Origin of the sequence: Pseudarthrobacter sp. NPDC055928, from assembly GCF_042270935.1 — a bacterium.
GTDB lineage: Bacteria > Actinomycetota > Actinomycetes > Actinomycetales > Micrococcaceae > Arthrobacter.
Genome location: NZ_JBHJZH010000014.1, coordinates 72597 through 90281 on the forward strand (window position 1 = coordinate 72597; position 17685 = coordinate 90281).

14 protein-coding genes are annotated in these 17685 nt (G+C 63.1%); 4 read left to right on the forward strand and 10 right to left on the reverse strand.

From position 1 onward, the window contains the following. Positions 1 to 42: 42 nt before the first annotated feature. Positions 43 to 1638, reverse strand: a complete 1596-nt coding sequence (locus ACFC25_RS16875; protein ID WP_376047195.1) for a PucR family transcriptional regulator — start codon at positions 1636 to 1638, stop codon at positions 43 to 45. Between the two features lie 126 nt (positions 1639 to 1764). Here ACFC25_RS16875 and ACFC25_RS16880 point away from each other — a divergent pair, with 126 nt between their 5' ends. Both ACFC25_RS16880 and ACFC25_RS16885 read left to right on the forward strand, forming a co-directional pair. Next, the gene (locus tag ACFC25_RS16880) at positions 1765 to 3111 is read left to right on the forward strand and encodes an aspartate aminotransferase family protein (RefSeq protein WP_376047198.1); all 1347 of its coding nucleotides are present in this window, start codon (positions 1765 to 1767) and stop codon (positions 3109 to 3111) included. Between the two features lie 220 nt (positions 3112 to 3331). Beyond that, on the forward strand, positions 3332 to 4366 hold the full coding sequence (locus ACFC25_RS16885; protein ID WP_376047201.1) for an AAA family ATPase: 1035 nt from the start codon (positions 3332 to 3334) through the stop codon (positions 4364 to 4366). Between the two features lie 388 nt (positions 4367 to 4754). On the opposite strand, the gene ACFC25_RS16890 is transcribed toward ACFC25_RS16885, so the two are convergent. Further along, on the reverse strand, positions 4755 to 5330 hold the full coding sequence (locus ACFC25_RS16890) for a PaaI family thioesterase (RefSeq protein ID WP_376047204.1): 576 nt from the start codon (positions 5328 to 5330) through the stop codon (positions 4755 to 4757). Then, the gene (locus ACFC25_RS16895) at positions 5327 to 6043 is read right to left on the reverse strand and encodes an SDR family oxidoreductase (RefSeq protein WP_337351320.1); all 717 of its coding nucleotides are present in this window, start codon (positions 6041 to 6043) and stop codon (positions 5327 to 5329) included. Before ACFC25_RS16895 ends, ACFC25_RS16890 begins: the two co-directional genes overlap by 4 nt. Positions 6044 to 6168: 125 nt before the next feature. On the opposite strand from ACFC25_RS16895, the gene ACFC25_RS16900 reads away from it, so the two are divergent. Next, entirely contained in the window at positions 6169 to 6651 is a 483-nt protein-coding gene (locus tag ACFC25_RS16900; RefSeq protein WP_376047207.1) for a winged helix-turn-helix transcriptional regulator, read from the forward strand. A 508-nt stretch (positions 6652 to 7159) separates the two neighbouring features. Here ACFC25_RS16900 and ACFC25_RS16905 read toward each other — a convergent pair. From ACFC25_RS16905 to ACFC25_RS16920, 4 genes are all read right to left on the reverse strand, one after another. After that, positions 7160 to 8221, reverse strand: a complete 1062-nt coding sequence (locus tag ACFC25_RS16905; protein WP_337347166.1) for a LacI family DNA-binding transcriptional regulator — start codon at positions 8219 to 8221, stop codon at positions 7160 to 7162. A 13-nt stretch (positions 8222 to 8234) separates the two neighbouring features. Continuing rightward, complete coding sequence (locus ACFC25_RS16910; RefSeq protein ID WP_337347167.1) at positions 8235 to 8459, reverse strand: hypothetical protein; 225 nt, start codon at positions 8457 to 8459, stop codon at positions 8235 to 8237. Positions 8460 to 8680: 221 nt separating this feature from the next. Then, entirely contained in the window at positions 8681 to 10096 is a 1416-nt protein-coding gene (locus tag ACFC25_RS16915; RefSeq protein ID WP_376047210.1) for a ferredoxin reductase, read from the reverse strand. After that, on the reverse strand, positions 10093 to 11394 hold the full coding sequence (locus ACFC25_RS16920; protein WP_337351315.1) for an aromatic ring-hydroxylating dioxygenase subunit alpha: 1302 nt from the start codon (positions 11392 to 11394) through the stop codon (positions 10093 to 10095). Before ACFC25_RS16920 ends, ACFC25_RS16915 begins: the two co-directional genes overlap by 4 nt. 158 nt (positions 11395 to 11552) lie before the next feature. On the opposite strand from ACFC25_RS16920, the gene ACFC25_RS16925 reads away from it, so the two are divergent. Then, positions 11553 to 12485, forward strand: coding sequence for a LysR family transcriptional regulator (locus ACFC25_RS16925; protein ID WP_337347313.1), 933 nt, complete (start codon positions 11553 to 11555; stop codon positions 12483 to 12485). Positions 12486 to 12533: 48 nt separating this feature from the next. Here ACFC25_RS16925 and ACFC25_RS16930 read toward each other — a convergent pair whose 3' ends face one another. The 3 genes from ACFC25_RS16930 to ACFC25_RS16940 all read right to left on the reverse strand — a co-directional run bounded on the left by ACFC25_RS16930 (position 12534) and on the right by ACFC25_RS16940 (position 17605). Further along, the gene (locus ACFC25_RS16930; RefSeq protein WP_376047213.1) at positions 12534 to 13304 is read right to left on the reverse strand and encodes a winged helix-turn-helix domain-containing protein; all 771 of its coding nucleotides are present in this window, start codon (positions 13302 to 13304) and stop codon (positions 12534 to 12536) included. Between the two features lie 604 nt (positions 13305 to 13908). Next, entirely contained in the window at positions 13909 to 16833 is a 2925-nt protein-coding gene (locus ACFC25_RS16935) for an FAD-binding and (Fe-S)-binding domain-containing protein (RefSeq protein WP_376047216.1), read from the reverse strand. Positions 16834 to 16951: 118 nt separating this feature from the next. Further along, positions 16952 to 17605 (reverse strand): GntR family transcriptional regulator, encoded by a 654-nt coding sequence (locus ACFC25_RS16940; RefSeq protein ID WP_376047219.1) that lies wholly within the window; start codon positions 17603 to 17605, stop codon positions 16952 to 16954. Between the last annotated feature and the right edge of the window lie 80 nt (positions 17606 to 17685).

Here is a 17685-nt window from a genome sequence, read left to right on the forward strand (position 1 = left end):
ACGAAAGCTCCCGGCAGGCCTGCCGGGAGCTTTCGTGTCCCTTTATCGTTCATCCAGGAATTGCACCGCGGCGAAGAGTTCCAGGCGGTCGCGCACGCCGTCCAGGTTCAGGCCAAGGATCCTGCCGGCGGCGTCTATCCTGTTGCGCAGGGTATGCCGGTGGACGCCCAGCCGTCTGGCGGTCTTGTCCCAGACGCAGTTGTTGGCAAACCATTCGCGGACAGTCTCCAGCAGTTCAGTCTGTTCGGCGGCGTCGTGGGCAATCAGCGGCTGCAGCAGCCCGCGGGCCACCGGCCCTGCCTTCTCTTCGCGCAGCAATCCCAGCATCCCGCCGTCGGACAGTTCTGGGAATGTGACGACGGCGCGGCCCAGCTCCGCGGCACGGCGCACCGCCCGCGTGGCTTCCTCGAGGGCATCCGCCAGGCCACTCATGGCGGTTTCCGCCGAGACACCGCACACTGCACCGTGGCGTTCAAGCAGTTCCAGGACCTTGTCCTGGTGGGCCCGTGCCGCGAGGACTATCAGCAGGTCACCGCGCACCGCATAGAACACAGCGCCGCGGTAATCGTCGGACAGGAGTTCCAGGGCCTCAAGCAGGTTCGGCGCAGGACTGTCCTGGCGTGAGGCCGTCACCAGCAGCGGTTCGCGCGGCAGCTGGCCCCACACTTGCCGCGCGGTCCGGAGGGCCACGTCGGTGCTGCCCGCCAGCAGCTGTTCAAAGACGCCGGCGCGGAGGTGCCTGCGGGCAGTGTCAAGGGTGCGAGCCTGTTCCAGGGCCAGGCTGGCCAGGCCGATGACGCTGTTGACGATGTCCGCCCTCGCGGGATCCAGGGGTTCGATGGCGCCCAAAACCAGTGCTCCCCGAAGACTGCCCTTACGGCCGAGTGTCTGCAGTGTCACCGACTGGCCCTCGATGTCCAGGTGTGAGGCCGAACGCGTGCCAAGGTCCAGTGCGTCCCGTACCCGCTGGCCAACGTGGGCAGCGATGTTTGCGGGTACGGGACGGTTCCGCGGCATCCGGACATAGTTGCCTGCGGCGTCGTACAGGGCCACCCAACTGTGCAGTTGCCGTTCGAGTTCGCCCAGGATGGAAGTCAGGCCGTCCGGCCGGAGCGCTGCACGGGAAATGGCCCGTTGCGCCTGCAGTGACCACTCCGCCCGGGCATGTTCTTCCCTCGCGAGGTAGTCGGCCACCATGCGGATAATAGCGATGAATGGCGTGCGGTCCGGAACTTCCACCAGGGGCAGGCCCTGATTTCGGCACGCCTCCTCAAGGCCCGGCGGCAATGTCCCGTGGATGACCTGCGTCGCGAAGCCGAGGCCCACGATTCCATGGTCCACCAGCCGGCGAACATAGTCCTCATATCCCCGGCCGTTCGGCACTTTCCGCGGCGGGGCTTCGGGTGCCTGTTCCGCCGTCGTCGTTCCGGCCCCATCACCACCCGCTCCGGCGATGGGGAACTGTGTTCCATCGGTGAGCAGCAGCTGGCCCGGGTCCAGGAACGGTGTGGGGTCCTCAAGGTCAGAGCTGTGCACCCAGCTGATCGGTTCTTCGAGCTGTGGGGAGCCAAGGTCGGGCACAACCAGTCGAAGCTTCAGCGACCGGCTGCGGAGGAGGATGTTCAGGCTGGGTGGCATTAGGGACCCCATGATGTGAAAACGTCGAACAGAACTGGATTGATTGTACAAACGTATACTGCGCCTCGACCCCTTGGGACCGGATGATGAAGGAACTTCCCAATCCATCCACCGAGAGGAACCGTCATGGTCGCCAGCCCGGCACTACTGGACACAGCAATCGATAACGCAGGCCTCAGCAATGCCGACGTCGTTGCCCTCGACCGGGCGAACGTCTTCCATTCCTGGTCTGCGCAGAAGTCCCTCAACCCCCTGGCCATCGCCGGCGGCTCCGGCAGCACCATCTGGGACCACGACGGCAACACCTTCCTGGACTTCTCCAGCCAGTTGGTCAACACCAACATCGGCCACCAGCACCCGAGAGTGATCGCCGCCATCGCCCAGCAGGCTACAAGCCTGGCAACCGTGGCTCCGGCACACGCCAACCACGTGCGGGCGACGGCAGCGGCCAAGATCCTGTCCCACGCCCCCGAAAACATGGACAAGGTGTTCTTCACCAACGGCGGCGCAGACGCGAATGAGAATGCCATTCGGATGGCTCGCCTGCACACCGGCCGCGACAAAGTCATTTCCGGCTACCGCTCCTACCACGGCAACACGGGCGCCGCGATTGCGGCAACGGGGGACTGGCGCCGCATCCCCAATGAATACTCCCGCGGCCACGTCCACGTGTTCGGACCGTACCTCTACCGCTCGGAGTTCTGGGCGGAAACCCCTGAGCAGGAAACCGAGCGGGCGCTGCACCACCTGCGCCGGGTCATCCAGGCCGAAGGACCGCACTCGGTTGCCGCCGTTCTCCTCGAAACCGTTCCCGGTACCGCCGGCATCCTGGTTCCCACGCCGGGGTACCTTAAGGGCGTGCGGGCACTGTGCGACGAGTACGGCATCGTGATGATCCTCGACGAGGTGATGGCCGGCTTCGGTCGCACCGGAGACTGGTTCGCCTTCGACGCCTTTGACGTGACACCGGACCTCATTACCTTCGCCAAAGGCGTCAACTCCGGCTACATCCCGGTGGGCGGCGTCATCATCTCCGGCGACATTGCAGCCACTTTCGACGAACGCGTCTTCCCGGGCGGCTTGACCTATTCAGGGCACCCGATCGCCGCGGCGTCCATCGTCGCCTCCATCGAAGCCTTCGAAGAAGAAGACATCGTGGGCAACGCCGCACGCATCGGACGCGACCACCTGGAACCGGGCCTGCAGGCGCTTGCAGAAAAGCACGGCGTCATCGGCGAAGTCCGCGGCCGCGGGGTCTTCTGGGCCCTCGAACTCGTGCAGGACCGCAGCACCCGCACGCCGGTCACCGCCGAGTACATGGGCAGGCTCAAGGCTGAGCTGTTCGGCCGCGGACTGCTGCCCTTCATCGCTGAAAACCGCATCCACGTGGTTCCGCCCGCCGTCGTCACCGCCGAAGAAGTGGCCCAGGCGCTGTCCATCTACGACGAGGCTCTCGCCGCCACCGGCCTCTAGGCCTGCGCGGGCTTAGGCAGGGGCAAATCGCGCCTGGAAAGGGTGGGTCGCCTCACACCTGTGGCACCCGGCTGCTCGCCGTATTGAGCACCGAAAGCACGGCGAGTGCCAGCACTATCCGACAGAGACCGTCTGTACCGCCTGAGTACTGCGACCGAAAGGGAGTTGGTTCTGGTGGCCAACCCCACGCCGGTCGGGAATCGAGTATTACAGTGGATGCATGGCTGCCAGCCGCAATCCGCTCGACGACTTGCGCGAAACCATCGGCCATCTGGCCGATCAGCTCAAGCTGTCCAGGTCGGAGCGCGTCGACGACCTGGTCGGCGATCTCATCGGTGCGAGGCCCGGGCCGGCCCGGCCGCTGTCCGAGGTGCAGGCTGAGCTCGACGCTCTGGTCGGACTGGAGACCGTGAAGGAACAGGTGCGGGCCCTCGTCGCACTGCTCCAGGTCCAGGCCCGCCGTAAGGCGCACGGCCTGCCGGAGGTTGCCACATCACAGCATCTGGTGTTCCTCGGAAACCCGGGCACGGGTAAGACCACCGTGGCGCGGCTTCTGGCCGAGATGTACCGCGCGGTCGGTCTGCTGCAGAAAGGCCACCTGGTCGAAGTCGACCGTTCGGGTCTGGTGGGGCAGTACGTCGGCGCGACCGCCATCAAAACGGACCGGGTGATCCGGCGTGCACTGGACGGCGTCCTGTTCATCGACGAGGCCTACGCGCTGGCCCCGGAGGACGGCCGGATGGACTTCGGCCCCGAGGCGATCGAGGTCCTGCTCAAGCGGATGGAGGACCACCGCCACCGCCTGGTGGTGATCGTGGCCGGGTACCCGCGGCTGATGGAGTCCTTCTTGCTCTCGAACCCCGGACTGCGATCCCGGTTCGCCCGCGAGATCACGTTTCCGGACTACTCCGTCGACGCACTCCAGATGATCTTCCACCAGATGCTGGCCCAGCACGAATATAGGCTGGAGCCGGGTGCGGACCAGATGCTGCGGCGCATCTTCACGGGGCTGCACGCGGGCGAGGACTCCGGCAACGCCCGGTTCGCCCGCACCTTGTTCGAGCAGGCGCTCAACCGTCAGGCGCTGCGGCTGTCGCTCGACGAGGAGCAAAGTCTCGACGCGCTTGATCGTGAGGCCGTCATGACGCTCACAGCGGACGACATTGTCGAGGCCGCGCTGGCCTTGGGCGAGGAGCCGGAGCCGGAATCGACGCCGGAACCGGAGCGGTCACGCTGGTGGCGTTGGCTGGTCTGAATGCCGCCTCCTGGATGAAATCTCCTACGCAACTAATCTGTATTAGAGGGGCCCTCGGCTCAACCAGCTTGGGACGCACATCAAGACAGTCGCACAGAGGAATAACCTCGACCACATCTCGGAATAGGGAGCTGAACCGCGATCCATCAACGGAACCGCCCGGCACTGCCCCACTGGCGTTTTCCGGCATTTACGGGAGCTTGTACCTCTCAGCTCCACACTGTCGCCCCTCGGGATCAGCCACAGCGAGTCCGCTGCCCCTAGAAGATTTCCTCCGGCCACATCAGGGAACCCGAGAGAGCTCCTCGCGGCGGACCAGCCGCCGCCAAGACCGGCACTGCGCGATCCTGAGGGGCAGGCGTCAGGGCAGGGGCGGTGCCGGTATCAGTCATTTTGCCAGAGCGCCCGGTTGGTGGGGGAAGATGAGCAGCGTGCTCGTGGCGGTGGCCAGGAGTTCTCCGTCGGCGGTGCGGAGGCGGCCTTCGGTGAAGATCACGCGCGAGCCGGATTTTACGACTGACCCCTCTGCGCGCAGGGCACCCTTCTGGAGCGTGATGGGTCGCAGGTACTTGACCGCCAGATCGATAGAGGTGTAGCCGATCCCTGCCTCCAAGGTAGTGTGGGCTGCGCAGCCGAGCACTGTGTCGAGGAGCGTGCAGGCCAAGCCGCCGTGCACCACTCCGAGGGGGTTGTAGTGCGCTTCTCCCGGCGAGCACTGGAACTCGACGTGTCCGTGCCTGGCATCGACGAGATCGAAACTCATGAGGGAAGCGATCGGCGGCGGCGCAATGCTGCCGTCGCGGAGGCCGGAAAAGTAGTCCAGACCCGACAGTCGTGGCAGTTGTTCGAGCGCGATTGCCGGATCAATCCAGGTGAAGGTTTCCGAGCGTTGCGCCGAGGTGTTGGTTGTCACCGGGGTTTCCTCCTTAGAGCTCTGCCGGTCTTCAGGCTTTGTCGTGGTCATACGGGGATGTTGGCTGCCAGTACAGGGTACAGATCCGAGATCGAGCCAGACAGGCCGCGCTTCACTCCGGCGCTGATTTCGTCCACGATGACCTCGTAATCCCCCTGCTCGAGCCCATCGAACGACTTTCGCGCGACTTCCTCGGGGGAGGTCTTCGGGGCATTCACGCCCTTGGCCATATCTGTGTCCATGTAGCCGACGTGAACACCCGTGACGTGCGTGCCTTGGGGGGCCAGTTCCACGCGGAAGGAGTTGGTCGCCGACCACAGCCCGGCCTTTGATGCACTGTAGGCGCCGGTGAGTGCGATCCAGCTGAGCACCGAGTGGATGTTGAGGACCGCTGATGTCCCGCTCGCGGCGAGTACCGGTGCGAATGCCCTGGTCAAGGCGACCGGTCCGAAGAAATTGGTCTCCATGACCTCCCGGACCTTCTCTTCGGGGAGTGCCAAGAACGTGTCCGATTCGACGCTCATGCCGGCGTTGTTGATCAGAACGGTGACGTCCTGGGCCTGGGTAACGGCGGCCCGGATCGAGTCAGGGTTGGTGACATCGAGGGCGAGGGGGATTACCCGGGAGTCGTTCCACTCTTGCGGGCGGCGGGCCGTCGCGTATACCTTCGCAGCACCTCGTGCGAGGGCCTGGTCCACGAGCTCGCGGCCCAGGCCTCCATTTGCGCCGGTAACAAGGACGACGGCGCCAGATAGCAGTGGCATGGATTCTCCTGATCTCAAATGGGCGGACGCGGTTGTAGCGACCTCAGGACATCAGAGTAGTGGAGTGAGTTGGATTTTCCAACTGACTTGTATACTTGAAGAAAGTTACCGAAAGCAGGTGCAGGATGAATCGGCCGACCGACATGGCAGTAGATGCGCCTAGGGCGTGTTTCATCGCGGCGGGGCTCGATGTGCTCGGGGAGCGGTGGGCGCTGCTGGCGCTTCGCGAGATGTCCTTGGGCGTTCACCGGTTCGATCAGATCGCGCGAAATACTGGTGCGTCCCGAGACATCCTGGTGGGACGACTGCGCACGCTTGAAAGCCAAGGCGTGGTCGAGCGTGTCCAGTACTCCAAGCGCCCCCCGCGCTACGAGTACCACCTCACAGCTTCCGGGGCCGAGGTCGCGCCCATCCTCATTTCACTCGCAGCGTGGAGCAGTACATGGATGCGCGACGAGACACCCCGTGCCTCGTACCGGCACAGTTGCGGGGCCGACCTGAAGCCGGTGGTGTCGTGTGCGGACTGCGGTGAGGAGTTCACCCCAGGAAGTCTGGTGCTCGGACCGCTAGTGTCAGCGGCCGGTGCGGACCAGGCGTCTGACCAGTAAGAACTAGAACCGGGCAGGGGACGACGGCGGTACCTCCCGCCGTCGTCCCCTGGGCGCCGTTGCGCCGGGTGTTCCGCCGGGCGGATTCCCTGGAATCAAGCTTCAGGTGGCTTCTCGAAGCAGACTGACTGTGCGCCACGATCGAGGAAATACTCGAAGTCATGGAAATCGCCAGCGTTATCGGGCATCTATGCAGCCATCACCGCCGCCGCACCGATCATTCTCGAAGAAGTCGCCAGCTTCGAAGCACAAACGACTGCATTGTGACTGTCATCGTGAATGAGGTGGGAATCGTCGTCCCAGGTGAAGAGCCACGACTGAGCCGCCCGTGCCAGCCACTTCCGCAGGGCTTCCGGGCGGCCGCAGAGTGGTCGATGGCCGACGACCCGCACCCAGCCGCCCAGCTACTTCTAACTCCCGTGCTTTAGACCCCAATGATGGCTTGCTGCGCACCCTGCGTTGCTGCTCTGCATTCTTGCCAGTCAATCGCCACATCCCGGGTCGTCGGTCAACGTGTTGCTGCGCGTGGCGGTGCTGTGCTTTCCCGGACTATGAGCTCTGTTGGCAACAGATAGTGCCTGGCGGGTGCTGAGGCTGCCTTGGTCGCCAGGGCGTCTGTCATGAGTTTGGCCGCCAGACGGCCTTTCTCAGCGAAGTCCTGTTTCACCGTGGTCAGTGTTGGGCGAAGCTGCATCGCTACCGGGCTGTCGTCGAATCCTACAACTGATAGGTCTTCCGGTATCTGGAGCTGCAGGTCGTGTGCTGCGCGGATGGCCTCCGCTGCCATGACGTCGGAGAAGCACAGCACAGCGGTCGGCCTTTCGCCAAGACTGAGGAGTTGCCGGGCGGCCTCGTAGTGCTGCTCGCGCCCGCCCATGGGCACCGCTGCGGTGCGCGCGGTGGCGCCTGCCTTGTCCAGTTCGTTTTTCCAGCCCAGGTACCGTTGTCGGACGGCGTGTGGCAGCAGGGATGGATCGGGGGCCTGATCAATGGCAATCTCCGGCTCTGGGGCGCTGTACAGCAGGCCAACTTTCCGGTGGCCCAGATCCAGCAAGTGCCGTGCGGCGGCCTGCGCGCCACGGTAATCATCGACGTTGACGCTGGGGATATCCGTCTGTTCGGCCTGGTCGACATAGACAAGGGGCAGTTGGCGCTTCAGCAGCCAACCCAGGGCCGGGGATGTCGGGTCGCAGGAGTAGACCAGCGCTCCGTCCATGCCAACGTCCCGCGCTGGCACATGTGTTCCAGTTTCGTCGGCCGACAGCAGCGTCAGGGCAAGGCCCTGGCTGGTGACTTCTTCGGCGATTGCGCCGAAAAAGCGCATCGCGACATCGTCCGTAAATGCGTACGCGAGGGACTTGGTCAGTAGCACGCCCACCGCCCCCGTGTTTCCCCGCTTGAGCGCGCGGGCCCGGGGGTCGGGTCCGACGTAGCCGAGCTCCGTGGCCGCAGCGAGGACCCGGTCACGGAGCTCCGCGGACAGCTGGTCGGGGCGTGAAAAAGCGTTCGACACCGTCATCCGGCTCACCCCCACATGGTCGGCGATGGTCTGCAGCGTCACGTTTCCCATACCAGCCAGTATTTCAGCCCAGCGCCCTCATGGTCGCCATTGCGGCGGGAGCGCCAGACGGAGCCACGGCCTTCGCCGCCCACAGGAGACCCGAAGACACGGCGACGCGAACACGCAGGATCAGACCAGCGTGATGCGCTCCTGCTTCCTCGGGAATGACGGGAGCGTCCGGCATGGCTGACTGCGCAAGGCTGGCCGTGAAGGCCGGGGTATGTGCTGAGTACTGAAGGGTTTCCATGAGAATACTCCTCTCGAATCGGTTTCTGTACCGATATAGTAGCAAGGTGCTTCTGTATCGGTCAAGAAGGTCAATTCGACTCTTGTTTCTTGCACGCCCCTAGTAGTAGAACAACACACGCTCCGGATGACCGCCCTGGTCGAGAACCTGCTGCTGCGTCGCCGAGACAGCTCTAGGCTGGGGCGAGACTTCCCGCCCCGGCCTAGAGCTGCTGGAAGCGGCTAGGCATCGATCACCATGTCGGTCCGTGCGGTGGAGCAGCAGGGCAGGAACTTGCCCGCATCGATTTCCCGTGCCCGGATCCCGCCTTGGTGGTTCATCTCGACCTCCCCGGAAAGCTTGACGACCTTGCAGGAGCCGCACATGCCTTCCTTGCAGTTCGCGCCGATCCTGACGCCCGCACGCTGGGCCGGACCCAGGATGTGCTCGGTGGGGTCGATGCGCACGTTAATGCCGGTTCGCATGAAGGACAAGGTGAGGCTGCCCGTTCCGACTGTGTCGAAGCTCGAAGCATCGGGTGACGCTGCCTCCGCTTCCGCAGCCGAACCGCCGTCGGAGTCCCCGGAATCGGGTGAGTTCGGGTCCATGGCTTCCAGCGGGAACCCTGTGGCCTTGAGGGGACCGTCGGCGTCGTAGCCGGGCTCGTAGAGTCCGAACGCGGTGGGCTGGCCTTCGTAGTAGTCCTCGGCGGAATCGGCGATTTCCTCGGCGATCTCCTCGGCAATGTCCACTGCGAGCGCGAGCTCCGCCTGATATTCAAGGAGCGTCTGACGGTCTCCCGAGAAAAATTCCATGTAGATGGAAGTGTCGTCGACGCCAACCTTCCCCAGGAGATCGGTGGCAGTATTCAAGTAACCCTCGGGGCCACAGGCATAGACCTGGCGGCCGTTGGCATCGGGGGCCACCTCATCCAGCATGGCTGCCGTCAGCCTTCCGCTGAGCCCTTCCCACCCCTCGGGTTTGTTGCGGTCGCCCAGGGAGTAAAAGACCTTGATGCGCGAGTCCACGGACGCGATGTAGGCCAGCTCCTTGTGGAAAGCAAAGCCTCCGGCCTCCGCTCCGTGGTAGAGCACCACAACATCTGCATGTCCGGGCAGGGAGTGGATGGTCCGCACCATGGACATGATGGGGGTAATGCCTGCGCCTGCGGCCAGCAAGAGATACCGTGCCCGCCGGTCGGCATCCGGCAAGTGGAATGCGCCGACCGGTCCGAGCATCTCGAGCACAGTGCCGGGTTTAACATTCTCGTGCACCCATGGTGAAACCAGTCCTGTGGAGTCGCGTTTGACGCTGATGTTGAAGGTCCACGGCTCAGTCGGGGAGCTGGACAGCGAATAGCTGCGGTCCACCGGATCCTGGTCCTCGCCGTTCACCGGAAAAGCCACGTTCACGTACTGGCCCGCACGGAACGCCAAGGGCGCACCGTCGCAACGGCGGAATACGAAGGTCATGAGGCCGCCCGCCTCGGGAACGGTCTCCACGCATTCGGCCATGAACTCCTGTGGATGCCAGGGGCCCAGAGCACGGGCAGCACGGGCGGGTGCCTCCGTGCTGCCCATCACCCTGTTCCACGGCATCTCAAGACCGCGAATTCGCTGTGGCTCCTGGACTGCCGTCTCGGTGAGGAGTTCTATCATGCCAGGTGTTCCTGCACGCGCTGCACGTACCAGTTGATGAACGCCTCTACCTGGTACTCGCTCTTCATGTACGGGCCGGGCTCGTAGGCAGGGCTGCCGGCGCCCGTCTGGCACAGCTCCACGAACGCCTTATCCTGCAGGTTTGTCTGCTTCCAGGTGTAGGTGAGTTTGTCCAGATCGTAGTCAACGCCTTCCACGGCGTCGTCAGCTACCAGCCAGGTGGTGCGTACCAGGGTCTGGTGTTCGTTGACGGGGAAGACGCCGAACGTGATGACGTGGTCGCTCTGGAAATGGAACCAGCTGTTGGGCTGCAGGTGCATCGAGCAACGGCCAAGGCGGAAGTCCGGCAAGTCACCGAGCAGCTTCTTGGAAAGCCTGTGCCCATCGGGGGAGAACGATTCGCCGTCGCCATCAAGCGATTCCCTGGAGATGCGGATTCCAGCGATGCGCGTGTCGAGCTCTTCCACCACCTCGTAGGGAAGGCCATAGCGGCGGCAGCGCTCCTCAAGCGAGGCCTGCGCTTCCTTGTTGCGGTCCCATACTTCTTCGAGATGGGCCGGGATCAGGCCCTCCGTCAGTCCCCAGGTGGGAAAGAGGGAACAGGCGAGCTCCGGGTGGCCGTCGCAGTGGTAGCACTCACGGTTGTTCTCCATGACGAGCTTCCAGTTGCCCTCCTCGATGATGTTCTGCTGGTAGGCGACTTTCGTCTTCGACAGGTCGTGGGGTGCGAGGTACGGTTCGAAGATCTTTGAGGTTTCGTCGAAGTCCGCCGGCGGTTCGTTCGCAACGCAGACGAAGATGAGTCCGGCGACCACGCGGCTGTGGGCGCGCTTGAGGCCGAAGCAGCCCTTGTCGAACTTCGTCTCCCCGGGGGCCGAAGCATGGATCAAATTGCCATCGGGGGAGTAGGTCCACGAGTGATAGCCGCATACAAGGTTTCCGGTTGACCCCGCGGGTTCGGTCAGGACGCGGGCGCCGCGGTGGCGGCACACATTGTGCAGGACGTTCACGCCGCCGTCGTCGTTGCGCAGCACGATCAGGGAGTAGGGCCCGTAGTCGACGGTGACGTAGTCGCCCGGCTCCGGGAGCTCGGCGATGCTGGCGGCATAGATCCAGTGCTGTCCAAAGATGGCCTGCATATCGACGTTGAAAATCGTCGGATCGGTGTAGAAGGGGGCATCGAGGGAATATCCCACGCGCCGGAAATCGAACAACTCGGTGATTTCCGCCAGCTGCTCGGCAGGCACAGATGAGGCGAGTTTTCCGCGTGAATTGAGGGGCAAAACTGGAGCAGACATGTGTTTCCTCCCGGGAGGCGTGGGTAGTGACGATTCGAGGCGGCCACGGATGCGACGGTGCATGCGGCGTTGTCGAAAACCTTGTACTCAAGACATTAGGGACGATTGAACTGCAACAAAAGCGCAACATTCTGAAGATCACCATGCACAATGGGTGCATGATCGATGCAAGACTCATCACACTTCGGGTGTTTGCCAGATGCGGCACCATTGGCGCAACTGCGGAGCTCACAGGGTATTCTCCCTCCGCCGTCTCATCGCAACTTCGGGAGCTCCAGCGTGTGCTTGGAATGCAGCTGCTGACGAAGGACGGTCGGGGTGTGCGGTTGACGGCCACTGGCCGTTTTCTCGTGGCGGGCTCGGACACCCTCATTGCCGAATGGGAGAGCCTGCGCGCCGCGGCCATGGAGGCCGGCGACCAGGTGCAGTCTCATTTTGGCCTCGGCGGCTTCTCCACTGCGGCCGCCCAGTTGCTCGCGCCGCTGGCCGCCACCCTGCGCTCAACACGTCCCCAGCTCCAGGTGCAGGTGCTCGAGGCCAACCCGGACCGTTGCTTCGACTTGTTGGTTGCCGAGCGGATCGATCTCGCGGTCATCGTCGCCATGCAGTCCGAAACCTATGTTGAGGACGATCCGCGTTTCGAGCAGACCGTTCTGCTCGACGATCCCCTGGACGTCATCATCCCCTCCAACCATCCGTTGGCATCGCGGGAAACGGTGACGCTCGAAGAATTGGCATCGGAACCCTGGATTACCGAGACCGCCGGTTCCACCTACCACTCGCTATTCACTGCGGCGTTCACAGCAGTGGGGGTGACACCGCGGATTGCCCATGAGGCCGTTGAATGGGAAACCCAGATCGCCTTCGTTGGTGCGGGGCTGGGCGTGGGTCTGCTGCCGCGACTGGCGCCACTTCGTAGTGCCGAAAACGTAGTTCGACTGCGCATTACCGGCAAGGGGAAGCCCACCCGCCGTATTGTCGCTGCAGTGCGAAGGGGCAGCATTGCATCGCCCCTGATCCAGGAGTCGCTCGGCATTCTGCAGGTCAGCGCCGATCGTATCCTCGCCGCCCGGCCCGAAGACGATCTCTGAAATCGCACCAAGAGCAGTGGTAAGAAATCTAACCGGACTCTTGGCGCCCTAAATCACGTACTCCGGTGTGAACAGGCGAATCTCCGGATGGGAGTGAAAGAGGTATCCAGCACCTCGCTCAGTCCGGATTGACTTGGAAAATCGCCCCAGCTTGTTCCGGAGCCGGCGAATGTGCACGTCAATGGTGCGGTCGCTCGGAATGCTGGCGCCGTCGCTCCAGACGTGGCACAGGAGTTCTTGCCTGCACACGGCTCTCATGCTGGCGCCCATAAGGTAGGTCAACAGGCTGAATTCCACGGGCGTCAGGCGCACGGGGACACCGTCCAAATGCACGCTTCGTCTTGATACATCGATCACCACCCCCACGTTCCAGGCTTGCGCTTCGCCACCTGCCGGTTCCTCCTTGGCTGGCAGTTGCCCGAAGTGCCGCCTAGGATCACCGAGAGCAGCAAATACACTCTCAAGTGCACCTCCGCGAGCATTTGCTGGCCCGAGTGCCACCGCTGCATGGATCTCCAACCCGCCCACCAGGAACTGTCCAAACACGCACGTCTCCCGGGCCACTGCCGAAACTGATGTTCCGGCTGCTTGGGCTGCTGATTCATCGACGCCCACGTAAAGGGCGAAACCCCGGGCTGATTGCTCACCTGATGGTCCGTAGTGGAACTGTTGATCGTCTTCTTGCCGTCTGGTTCCCTCTACCACGGGCAAGACCGTTGTGGACATGCTTTGTCCCATTGATCCCACCAGAGGGCGTGGTTCGTCGGTCAATGCCAAAATGTGGGCAGGAATGTTGAATTGTTCAGCTTGGATAGGCATTCTATGTCCTAGCTCAAAGGAAATAGCCGTACGGGGGCATCGGGTTACGGCACTATGGTGCAGGCGGGAAGGATCCATGGCCCCGTGTGGATGGCGCCGCCCTGTGAGGTCGGGAGCTTCGGTGGAGCACCCCAAAGACGCTGGATGTGACCGTCTTCGTGTTCCACCACTGGGTGCGGGGCGGGGCTAGCGGCAAGGTCCTTTTTCGCTGCACTGACCCGGTCTATTCGAGGAGAAGCTGGCAAACAAGGACTCGAGGTGCGTTGTCGACGCGCGCCGTTTGTCGAGACTAGGAGAGCAGCTTCGGGGTGTCAAGAATCATATTCAGATGACGGGAGGGGCGCGTTTGTGACGAGACGCGGGCACTACCTCGAGAGCTGCTGGACCGCTGTGGGTATGAACCCCAGCGTGCTGATCAATGCCAGCGTGGCTAGGGCGTATCCAACGGCCAAGGCCGCAATGGCTAAGCCGCGTGAGTCTAAACTGCCCCCCGCAGACTGGAAGGACCTGCATCGCTGTGGGAGGAACGGAAACCAGCGTGCGTTGCGGACCTCATGGAAATCTTCAAAGGTCACAGCATGAGGGAGAGACCCCGGATGGGGTCCTAACGATCATTGTGGTGTGGATGCCGCCGTCGGGAGCCCATCGGATCGAGGAGTTCGGCAAGGTGAAGGCTCTTGCGCTCCGGCTCTAATTGCTTGACCTGCATCGCACAGCTAAAGCCGTCGGCGAGGACCGGCGTGTCCTGGGCAGTCGTGGCGAGGGCGGGAGCGAGTGCCTGTTGCGCGACCTTCATGGAGATGTCGTAGTGGTTGGCTTCGAAGCCGAAGTTGCCGGCGACGCCGCAACAGCCTGTTGCCTCGGTGACATTGGCGACGCCGAGGGCGGCCAGGGCCTTGCGCTGGACGGTAGCCCCGAACGTCGAGTACTCGTGGCAGTGGGTCTGCACAGTCACGTCGGTGGGTACGGCCGGTGGCACCCAACCTGCGTCAACCCATTCCTTCACGGCTTCAGCGAAGCTGCGGATCCTGTGGGATACGCGTTCGGCGGCTTCGGTGCCGAGCAGTTCCGGCGCGTCTTTCTTCAGCGCGGCGGCGCAGCTTGGTTCGATAACGACGATCGGTGCATCGCTGCCGTCATCGAGCTTCGCTACGGCCTTGCTCATGAGCTTCTTCGCGGTGTCGAGTTGACCCGTTGAGATCCAGGTGAGGCCGCAACAGACGTCGGATTCGCAGCCGACCTGCCGTCCCGTGCTTTCCATGACCCGGGCTGCTGCTCCGGCCACCTCTGGCCTGAAGCCCTTGGTGAAGGAGTCCACGAACAGCACGGCGTCGGCCGTCTTGGAATGGGTGGCGTATGGGGCGAGGGCATCGCGAAGCATCTTCCGGGAAGCGAACTTCGGCATCTTCCTTTTGGTGGTGAGGCCACCGGCAGCGGCCACGACGTTCCCGAGCGGGCTGGCCAGAACCAGGTTTACCACCGGGCTGATCAGAGTGGTGAGTTTGAGCCAACGTGGCAACCAGCCAAGGGAGAAATGCGACATGGGCCGCAATTTGCCCTCATAGTAGTGCGAGAAGAACTCCGATTTGTAGCTGGCCATGTCTACGCCTGCGGGACAGTCGTTGGAACAGGCCTTGCAGGCCAAACACAGATCCAATGCCTCACGGACATCTTCGGACTTCCAGCCCTCGTCGATGGTCCGGGCACCCCGAACCATGTCCTGGAGCGCCCGGGACCGTCCGCGCGTCGAGTCTTTCTCGTCCCCTGTTGCGCGGAAGCTGGGGCACATCACTCCGCCGGAGTCTGAACGGCATCTACCGACGCCGATGCAAGCCTGGACGGCATGCACCCAGGGGTCGGCTCCGGCTGCGGCGGCGTCGACGGGCCTGAGTTCGAAGTGCGTCCTCCATTCACGCTCGGGAACCCCCTCGAGAGCCAGATTGGCGTCAAACGGATCCGGATCGGTGATGGAACCCGGATTCAGGATCCCGGCCTCATCCCAAAGCCTGCGGTATTCCTCGAATGCGGCGAGCATACCGGGCGAGTACATCTGCGCAAGCAGTGCTGAGCGGGCACGTCCGTCGCCGTGTTCTCCGGACAGCGAGCCTCCGTGGCGGACAACAAGTTCGGCGGCGGCCTGCGTGAACTTGCGGAACACGCTGCGGCCTTCTTCCGTGCGCAAATCGTAGGTGATGCGGATGTGCATGCAGCCTGCCCCAAAATGTCCATACATGATCCCGGTCAGCCCATAGTTATCCAGGAGCGTCCGGAAGTCGGCCAGGTAGGCTGCAAGGTTCGGCGGAGCAACGGCTGAGTCCTCCCAGCCGGCCAGTGATTCCCCGCCACTGGCGGGCCTTGACGACAACCCTGCGCCGTCTTCCCGCACCCGCCACAAGGTAGCGCGTTCAGCGGGGTCCGGAACCGCGCAACCATCGATCAAGCGGCCGTTCGCTGCCAGCCGTTCCAGCATCAGGGCAGCCTGGCGGGCCACTTCGTCCGGATCGTCGCCATCAAGGTCTACGTACAGGAAAGCCTTGCCCAGGGGAAGCCCCAGGACGGAGTCGTCTCCGCGGCGCAGCCGCATGGTATCAACGATGGCCTCATCGATGCCCTCGACCGCTGCTGGGGAGAACTCAAGGATGGTCTCGATGTCTTTGGCGGCATCGACGACGTCGGCATAGCCCAGGCAGACCAGCAGTGCGCTGGATGGCTTGGGGACGAGTTTCATGCGGGCACGGACGACGACGGCGCAGGTTCCTTCGGTGCCGACCAATGCCCTGGCAATGTTCAGGCCGTTCTCCGGCAGCAGGTTGGCAAGGTGGTAACCGGAAACCTGGCGCTGGATACGTCCAAGTTCGCGACGGAAAGCAGCAAGGTTCTCCTGGGCAAGCGTTTTGAGGTCTTCGCCCAACTGGAACGCCCGGGATACAGAGTAAGCGTCTGACGGGTTGGTAGCCCGGACGCCCCTGTCTGATGCGGTAAGGAGAGCGCCATCGGAGGTGACGACGTCGATCTCGTGGACGTGATCAGAGGTCCGACCGTAGCGGACAGAGTGGTTGCCGCACGCATCGTTTCCGATTGAGCCGCCTATGGTGGCACGGTTTTTTGAGGACGGGTCGGGGGCAAAAGTGAGGCTTCCGCCCGTTGCGCGTTCGGTTTCGCGGGTGAGCTGGGCAAGGACAACACCGGCTTCGACGTCTGCCGTTCCTGCCGACTCATCGATGGTGATGATCCGGTTCATGTGCCGTGAGAAGTCCAGCACAATTCCCGGGCCGATGGCGTTTCCAGCCATGGACGTCCCGCCTCCGCGGCTTATCAGGGCAGTGTCGGTTTCCCGGCACGCCGCTATGACGGCGACGACGTCGTCGACGCTGCGCGGAAACACAACACCAATCGGCGGGATCCGGTAATTGGATGCATCGTAGGAGTATGCGGCCAGCCGGTGACCAGAGGCTTCCACGGGCACTCCAGCTGCCTGGAGTCTTTCCAGGACCGGGGTGTGTTCCGGGGCGGTGAAATTTGAATGCATGGCGTGCTTTCCACTGGGGTCTTCATGGAACGGTGCTGATGAATCGAAAGGCACTTGATGGAGCGTGCCCGTGGGAATTACGCCCATGATCGTGAGCGGGCGGCCGTGCCGTCCAGTGTCATCGGGAGGGTTCCTCCCGGATTCTGGTGCTCAGGAACGCTTCGGCGTCGTTCAAATGGGCCGCCCAAAGCTGCAATGCGTGATCCTGGTCGCCGGCGACAAGAGCATCCAAAAGAACAGTGTGTTCATCATGAAGTGTCGATACGTGGGGGTACCGCGGCCGAAGAAGTGCCATGAGGAGGCGGATTTCAGTGGAAATAGTCTGAAAGAGTCTGCTCAGCCTGGGCGAGTCTGCGGCTGCCACGACTGCTGCATGGAAGCCCATGTCAGCCTGTGCGGCGGTCTCCCAATCCTGATCACCTTTGACCTCGGAAAACTTCGCCAAGGATGCCCGGATCGGCTCCGTGTCCGCGCCCTGGCAGACCGAGCGGACCGCGTCGAATTCAATGAGCCGGCGCACGCGAAAGATGTCTGCGACATCCTGGACGGAGAAAAGGCGGACTCTTGCACTTCGCCCGGTTTCACGTTCCAGGAAGCCGTCAGCGATGAGAGCCTGTACAGCAACGCGCGCAGTGGGCCTCGCCACACCCAACTTCTGGGCCACGTGGCTGTCCTTAATGTGGGCTCCCGCTGAGTAGTCTCCGGCCAGGAGGCTGCGTTCAAGCCGGGTACGGACAGCGTCGGCTACTGTCACGGTTTCATTGATCGTCACCCTAAAACTGTATAACAGCTATACACTTTTCCGAAGACGCGGACACTCGAAGTAACAGTCACGACGGCGCAAGAAGAGCA